Consider the following 6,703-nt stretch of genomic DNA (forward strand, 5'->3'; position numbering starts at 1 on the left):
CAAGCGTTTTTTTGCTTACTTTTTTTAGGCGTTTGTAAAAAAAGTGAGTCGCCGTAAGGGCCATCCCCTAAGCCGCCGTGACCGCAGCAACGGATATGTACTCCGTAATCCAGACAACCATAGCCAACGCCCACGGCTGATCAGTGATGCTCCTCACCCGCCCGCTTCAGCAATTTCTTGCACCGCTCAGACAAATGAAACACCTGCAAATGCTTACCCGCCTTGGCATAACGCTCGCGCAAAGTCTTCAAAGCAGCAATCGCCGAATAATCGACAAAACTCAAATGCCGACAATCCAGCGTCACCCGAGCCGGGTCATTGGCCGGATCAAACTGATTGAGAAACGGCGTAGTCGAAGCAAAAAACAACGTGCCATGCAAACGATAAAGCTTACTTCCGTCAGCCTCCAGATGCTCATCGGCGTACAACTCACGCGCCTGCTGCCAAGCAAAGTTGAGCGCGGCAATGATAATGCCGCAGAGCACGGCGGTGGCCAGATCAGTGAACACCGTGATGGTCGTCACAGCAATGATCACCAGCACATCGTTAAGCGGCACTTTGTTCACCACCCGCAACGACGCCCAGGCAAAAGTCTGCTGCGACACCACAAACATCACCCCCACCAGCGCCGCCAACGGAATACGCTCGATCAGCGGCGACAGAAACAGAATGAACAACAGAATCAGCACGCCAGCGACCACACCGGACAAACGCCCGCGCCCACCGGAACTGAGGTTGATCACGGTCTGGCCGATCATCGCGCACCCGCCCATACCGCCGAACGCACCAGAGACCATATTCGCCGCACCGAGCGCCACGCACTCTCGATCCGGGTAGCCACGGCTTTCAGTGATTTCATCGGTGAGGTTCAACGTCAGCAGGGTTTCCAGCAAACCGACCAGCGCCATCAGAATCGCGTAAGGCGCAATGATGCGCAGGGTTTCAAGAGTCCACGGAATATCCGGCAAGGCGAAGGTCGGCAAACCGCCAGCAATGTGCGCCATGTCGCCAAGGGTGCGGGTCGGCAGGCCAAACAGGTAGACCAGCAGGCCGACACCGAGGATCGCCACCAATGCCGGCGGCACCGCGCGGGTCAGACGCGGCAAGAGGTAAACGATGGCCATGGTCAGCGCCACCAGCCCGCTCATCAGGTACAGCGGCGTACCGCTGAGCCAGTCTTCACCGCTCTTGAAGTGCTCCAGTTGCGCCAGCGCAATGATGATCGCCAGGCCATTGACGAAGCCGAGCATCACCGAGTGCGGCACCATGCGCACCAGTTTGCCCAGGCGCAGCAGCCCGAACGCCATCATGATCAAGCCACCGAGCAACACTGTCGCCAACAAATACTGCACGCCGTGTTGCACCACCAGCGCAACGATGACCACCGCCATGGAACCCGCCGCTCCGGAGACCATGCCCGGCCGCCCGCCGAACAACGCCGTCAGCGTGCAGATGATGAACGCGCCGTACAGGCCCATCAGCGGATTGAGGTGCGCCACCAGCGCGAACGCAATGCATTCGGGCAACAGGGCAAACGAGGTGGTGAGTCCGGCCAGGACATCGGCGCGCAGACGAATCGGTTTCATGGCTTACCTGATTAAGCGGCCGCCTAGCGCGGCTGCAGGTGTTCGGGAAAAAGAGGGTTGCGGATGTTACGGAATTGTCGCGGATCGGGCCAGTGAACGCTGACACTTGTGGGTTCGGGCTTTATGCTGGCGCGCTCCTCTGGTCATTGAGTTCGACATGTCTGCATTTCTGAGCGCCCGCGAGGTGTGTCAGCGTTTGCGTGAAGCGGCGTTGGGCGTGCTCGTTTTGAAAATCTGCGAGCGGCCTGCCGAGGCCGGGCTGGTCACGGTCGATATCGACGGCTGGCGCCTGCTGCTGGATTTTGCCGGGGGGCGATTACATCACTGTGAACACGCCCGCAGCGACGATGGACAAGAAGGCTCGCTAGAGCGCTGGCAGCGTTTTGGCACCGACCCGGTAAGCCTGCTCAGTACCTGGGAATTGGCGCAGATCGAGCGATTGCTCAACGCGCAAACGAACGAGGTTGCTCAATGATGGCACTCTGCCCATAATTCGCGCCCTCCTCTATTCCCACGCAAGGAACTGCCGTGAAGAAGTCGCTGTTGTTGATCCCGATGCTGGCCGTGCTGCTGCAAGGCTGTGGCATGACCATGACCCGCTACGAGCCGAGTTTCGAGAACGTTCAGAAGCTCAAGCAAACCCCGCCGCTGCATGCGATCAGCAATCCTCAGGTTACCGCCGAATCCGGTGAAGGTTCGCTGGTGGTGCGTGCCAATCCGGTTCGCTCACCGTCCGGCAGCATCCCGGCGCACATTCAGGATGCGATCACCGAAGAACTGCGCAAGGCCGGTCTGCTTGATCCGCAGGCTCAGCGTCAGTTGAAAGTGCTGGTGGTGAAAAACGAACTGTCCGCCGGCATGGGCACGGGCGACGGTAAACTTGCTGCGCGTTTCACCCTGCTCAACGGCAACGATGTGGTGTACGACGCAACCAAGAATGTCAGCAGCCAGTGGAGCAGCAGCTTCTTCGGTTTCATTGCGATCCCGAACGCGGTCAACGCTTACAACCCGATGGTGCGAGACTTGCTGAAGGAACTGTACAGCGATCCACAGTTCATTCAGGCCCTGAAGTAAGGGCAAAAAAAGAGCCGCGATTGCGGCTCTTTTTTTGGCTTCAGGCCCGTGGAATACCGGTTTCGAGCGCCGAGTACTTCAGGTTTTTGTTATCAACCATTTGCTTGAGCAACGCGTTGACCTGACGGGTAAAGGTGTCATTCACCGCTTCTTTAGGCGTGTTGGCCATCAGCGGGATGAACCAGATGCCGATCCAGGTGCCGACCGCATCGTGGTTGCTCGCGGTGGTCAGAGCCTGACCTTGGCCATCCAAGCCTTCCAGGCTCAAGGTGTACTGATCGGTGCCATACGCCGGGATCACCATCATGCTGAAGCCGCTGATGAAGGCCAGCACCATGGAACCGGCATTCGGCGGATGGTTGTACATTTTCAGACGCAAGCTGTAGTCGCCCGGCTGCTTCTGGAACTCGTCCAGGGTGACACGGCCGAACAGACCCGAATCGGTAAGGATTTTTTGCAGCTGTGGTTTCAGTTGATCACGTGCCTGCGGCACTTCCACGGCAGAACCACTTTTCGGCTCGCCCTGATAGAAATCGAAATCCACGTAAACGTTTGGCTTGTTGGTGTAGCTGGCCATCGACGGCATAGTCACCGGTGCCACTTCGTCTTTGGTGAAACTGGCACAACCGCCCAGCGCAAGTACCAACCCCAGCGCCAGAATTTTCCCGAATTGCATGATGTCCGTCCCTATGTGTACACGACCAAATGATGGCATTGAGCCTTCATTGCGAAGGCCGGGCGGATTCTAGAGAGAGCGGCGCTCGGGCGAAAGCCTGAATTCGGGAAATCGGCAAAAAAACTTGCTCAGCTCTGCTGCAAGTCGAGCAGGTAGGTGTAATAACCGCTGTCGCGTACGTAGCCGAGGGATTCGTACAAGCCTTGCGCCGTGAAATTGTCGGTGGCAGTTTCCAGCACCAGGCCCTTGGCACCGGTTGCCAGAGCAAAGTCACGCGCCGTGTTCATCAGCAGTCGGCCAACGCCGCGTCCGCGCGCAGCAGGTGTCGTAAACAGGTCACTGAGCAGCCAGGTGCGATGAGCCTCGATGGACGAGAACGTCGGATACAACTGCACGAAACCCAGCGCCTCGCCCTTTGCATCCTGAACCAGAAAAATCGCTGACTCATTGCCAGCCATGCGCTCGGCGATAAAGGCGCGCGATTGCTCAAGGTTCGAAGGTTGCTCGTAGAAACCTCGGTAGGCGTCGAACAACTGCGCCACCGCATCGAGGTGTGTCGCGTCGGCCCGCAGTGCCTGAAGGGTCATGTCGCCGCTCCGTTTCCAATCAATGATCGAAACAGCATAGCGTTGTCCGTCGAGCGTGCTGGCCTCATCGCTATATAGTTTTGTATATTGCGATACCGAAATCGCCAGAATCTTTCCATGCCGTCCATTCAGTCTCCGTTTCCATGAGCGCCATCCGCGTACGCAACGAGCAGTTGATCCTCGCCGCCGCCAGCGAAGAATTCGCCGCCAACGGCTTCGACGCCACCCAGACCCGCGACATCGCCGCGCGTGCCGGGGTGCCCAAGGCCAATCTGTACTACTACTTCCAGACCAAGGAAAACCTCTACAGCAAAGTGCTACTGGGTTTTGTCGAGCCGTTGCTGGAAGCCTCGGCGGTGCTGCGTGAAAGCGATGATCCGCTGACGGGGCTGCGCGCTTACGTGGCCGCGCGGATTCGTATTGCCCGCGAGCATCCGGCGATTGCCAAGGTGTTCAGTGGCGAGTTGCTGCTGGGCGGTCGCCAGTTGCCGGATGAGTGCCGCGATCTGTTGCATGCCGAAGCGCGGCGCAATGTTGAATGCCTGCGCAGCTGGATCGAGCGCGGTTTGCTGGCGCCGGTGGATCCTGAACATTTGATGCTGTTCATCTGGTCGGCGACGCGCACGTACACCAACATCGGCTGGCAGATGGGCCGGATCATGGGGCGCGAAGTGCCGCAGGATGAGGATTATCAAACGGCGGCGCAGACGATCACGCGCATGGTGCTGGAGGGCGTGGTCGTAGCGCCGCGAGTCGGCGAGATTCGTGGGGTTTTGTTTGCGACGTGAGGGAGGGCTGCTGCGAAGATCAGGGCATGAAGTCTACGGGGAGTTCCAGATGATCTTTCATGCGCTCGTTCCAGTCGTGCAAGGCGTCGGGTAGACGTTTTTTCCATTTCGCAGCGTTGGTGTAATAGCGCAGACGCGAGTGGCCGGAATTGTCGTAGGTCACCAACAACACCCAGAAATGGCCATCGGGTGACCGCATCACGATCCCGGTGCCACCCAGGCCGCGCATCCACATCTCCCAGACCTGACTGCCCGGCACATCAGTGCCAGGCTCCCCCGTCATCAGGGAGCCGGACTTTTCCACCAGTGTCTGATAATCACCTTTGAGTAAGGTGTGCAGGGCCCGATTCTCTTCCGGTGTTTGCGCCAGGCCCAGGCTGAGCATGTCGTAATCCAGCGTCAGCGGGTGCTGCGAGGCGACAAAACGGCCGGTGTAGTAGACGCCCAATCCGGCACTGCAATACCCGCCTGCATCGCCGACCGAAATATCCAGCACACCGTTGATGGGAGTGAACACCAGGGTGCACTCATCTTCCGAGTAAACGGCTTTACCGTCCTTGAGTGTGGCGATGCCATCCAGATCACCGGAGTTGGCACCCTCAGCCGCCGTGATGTCGATGCTGATGTGCGTGCCATCGCGGCGCTGGGTTATCACCGTTGCCGAGGTTGAAGTCCCCGGCGGAATAAGCTGCCAGGTCGCGTCCCAACTGAAGGGCTGGGTGGAGTGTTCAAGTTCGGTCAGCCGCATCAAATACTCGCGGCGCAAACAGGTCGTCTGATCGCCGCAGGCGTTGCGACTTTTCAGCCACTGCCGCTGGTCAGCCTTGAGGGCTTTGGCATCGGGGACACTGGCCAATGTCGAATGCCAGAGCTTGCCCAGCTTCTCGTCGAGCAGCGAAATCTGCGAGTCGCCACAAATGGCTTTTTCGGTTTTGCTGTTGGCCGTGGCGCAGTCGAAACTGCTGGCGTGGGTGACGGAGGCAAATGCAAAGGCCGTCAGCGCCAGGGCATGACGCAGGGAAATAGCGAACATCGAGAGATTCCATTCTTCGGACGGCGCGCAGTATGCCAGTGCTGCCAGCGGAAATCCCTGATGTACATAGCAATCAGGGTTTCGCAATCACAGTGGGAGCGAGCTTGCTCGCGAAAGCGGTGGATCAGCCACTATCAATGTCGACTGACACACAGCCTTCGCGAGCAGGCTCGCTCCCACAGGGTTTGGTGTGGGTTGTCAGAACGTGATGTCGGCGGCGGGTTTGACGTCGATCCGCGCCACGGAGCCGGTCAGGTGCGCCAGATCCTTGTTGTGTTCGGCGATGATGTCTTCGGCGCTCATGCTGCCGTTGTCGAGCGTGGAATGCGCGTCGGCCACAAGCACCACGTCATAACCCAGTTGATGGGCCTGGCGCACAGTGGCGTTGACGCAGTAGTCGGTTTGCAGACCGCAGATGACCAGTCGCTCGAAGTCTTCGCTTGGCAACAGTTTGCGCAAATCAGTCTGGTAAAACGAATCCGGGGTGGTCTTGCGTACGCGCAGATCTTTAAGCGATGTCTCAAGCCCTTCGGCCAACTGCCAGCCTTCGGCGTCGTGAGCCAACAGGCCGTCTTTTTCTTCATGCTGGATCAGCACCACCGGCACGCCGGCCCTGCGCGCTTTGCTGCTAAGTCCGTTGATTTTTTCGATAATGTTGTGGATGTCGTAGCACTGATATTCGCCCGAACAGAGGGCACGCTGGACGTCGATGATCAGTAATGCGGTGGTCATGATGAGCCTTCCTTGATCAGTCCTTGAGACAGGGGCGGACGTGAGCCCGCCCCCTTTTTACGCCCCTCAGTAACCCAGTGACAAGCCGGTGTTGCGGCGTGGATCGTTGGCACCGTAGAAACGGTTTTTGCCGACGGGCTTACCGCCCAGCGAAGGCGCCCCCACCAGAATCGCAGCGATGTGGTTGGCGTCCTGCGGCCCGGCAAACTTGTGGCCCCAGCTCTCGA

General features: G+C 58.7%; 9 protein-coding genes. 3 read left to right on the forward strand and 6 right to left on the reverse strand.

Annotation, left to right across the window (positions count from 1 at the left end; all coding sequences use genetic code 11):
• Positions 1 to 140: 140 nt before the first annotated feature.
• On the reverse strand, positions 141 to 1,586 hold the full coding sequence (locus tag ACWR1S_RS30310; protein WP_454566071.1) for a SulP family inorganic anion transporter: 1,446 nt from the start codon (positions 1,584 to 1,586) through the stop codon (positions 141 to 143).
• Positions 1,587 to 1,743: 157 nt separating this feature from the next.
• Here ACWR1S_RS30310 and ACWR1S_RS30315 point away from each other — a divergent pair, with 157 nt between their 5' ends.
• A complete protein-coding gene (locus ACWR1S_RS30315) occupies positions 1,744 to 2,061 on the forward strand; it encodes a DUF7693 family protein (protein ID WP_454566072.1) in 318 nt (105 codons plus the stop codon).
• Between the two features lie 53 nt (positions 2,062 to 2,114).
• Positions 2,115 to 2,660, forward strand: a complete 546-nt coding sequence (locus ACWR1S_RS30320) for a hypothetical protein (protein ID WP_141129093.1) — start codon at positions 2,115 to 2,117, stop codon at positions 2,658 to 2,660.
• Between the two features lie 40 nt (positions 2,661 to 2,700).
• Here the strand turns inward: ACWR1S_RS30320 and ACWR1S_RS30325 are convergent, their stop codons facing one another.
• On the reverse strand, positions 2,701 to 3,336 hold the full coding sequence (locus ACWR1S_RS30325) for a hypothetical protein (protein ID WP_454566073.1): 636 nt from the start codon (positions 3,334 to 3,336) through the stop codon (positions 2,701 to 2,703).
• Positions 3,337 to 3,464: 128 nt separating this feature from the next.
• Positions 3,465 to 3,923 (reverse strand): GNAT family N-acetyltransferase, encoded by a 459-nt coding sequence (locus tag ACWR1S_RS30330; protein ID WP_454566074.1) that lies wholly within the window; start codon positions 3,921 to 3,923, stop codon positions 3,465 to 3,467.
• 143 nt (positions 3,924 to 4,066) lie between these two features.
• Between ACWR1S_RS30330 and ACWR1S_RS30335 the strand changes: the two genes are divergently transcribed.
• Positions 4,067 to 4,711 (forward strand): TetR family transcriptional regulator C-terminal domain-containing protein, encoded by a 645-nt coding sequence (locus ACWR1S_RS30335; RefSeq protein WP_454566075.1) that lies wholly within the window; start codon positions 4,067 to 4,069, stop codon positions 4,709 to 4,711.
• Between the two features lie 19 nt (positions 4,712 to 4,730).
• Here ACWR1S_RS30335 and ACWR1S_RS30340 read toward each other — a convergent pair whose 3' ends face one another.
• The 3 genes from ACWR1S_RS30340 to ACWR1S_RS30350 all read right to left on the reverse strand — a co-directional run.
• The gene (locus ACWR1S_RS30340) at positions 4,731 to 5,744 is read right to left on the reverse strand and encodes a lysozyme inhibitor LprI family protein (RefSeq protein ID WP_454566076.1); all 1,014 of its coding nucleotides are present in this window, start codon (positions 5,742 to 5,744) and stop codon (positions 4,731 to 4,733) included.
• A gap of 198 nt (positions 5,745 to 5,942) precedes the next feature.
• A complete protein-coding gene (locus ACWR1S_RS30345; protein ID WP_454566077.1) occupies positions 5,943 to 6,476 on the reverse strand; it encodes a cysteine hydrolase family protein in 534 nt (177 codons plus the stop codon).
• Positions 6,477 to 6,542: 66 nt separating this feature from the next.
• A partial coding sequence (locus ACWR1S_RS30350) for a gamma-glutamyltransferase (protein WP_454566078.1) occupies positions 6,543 to 6,703 on the reverse strand: 161 nt, incomplete at its 5' end.

Source organism: Pseudomonas sp. AIG (assembly GCF_977020205.1).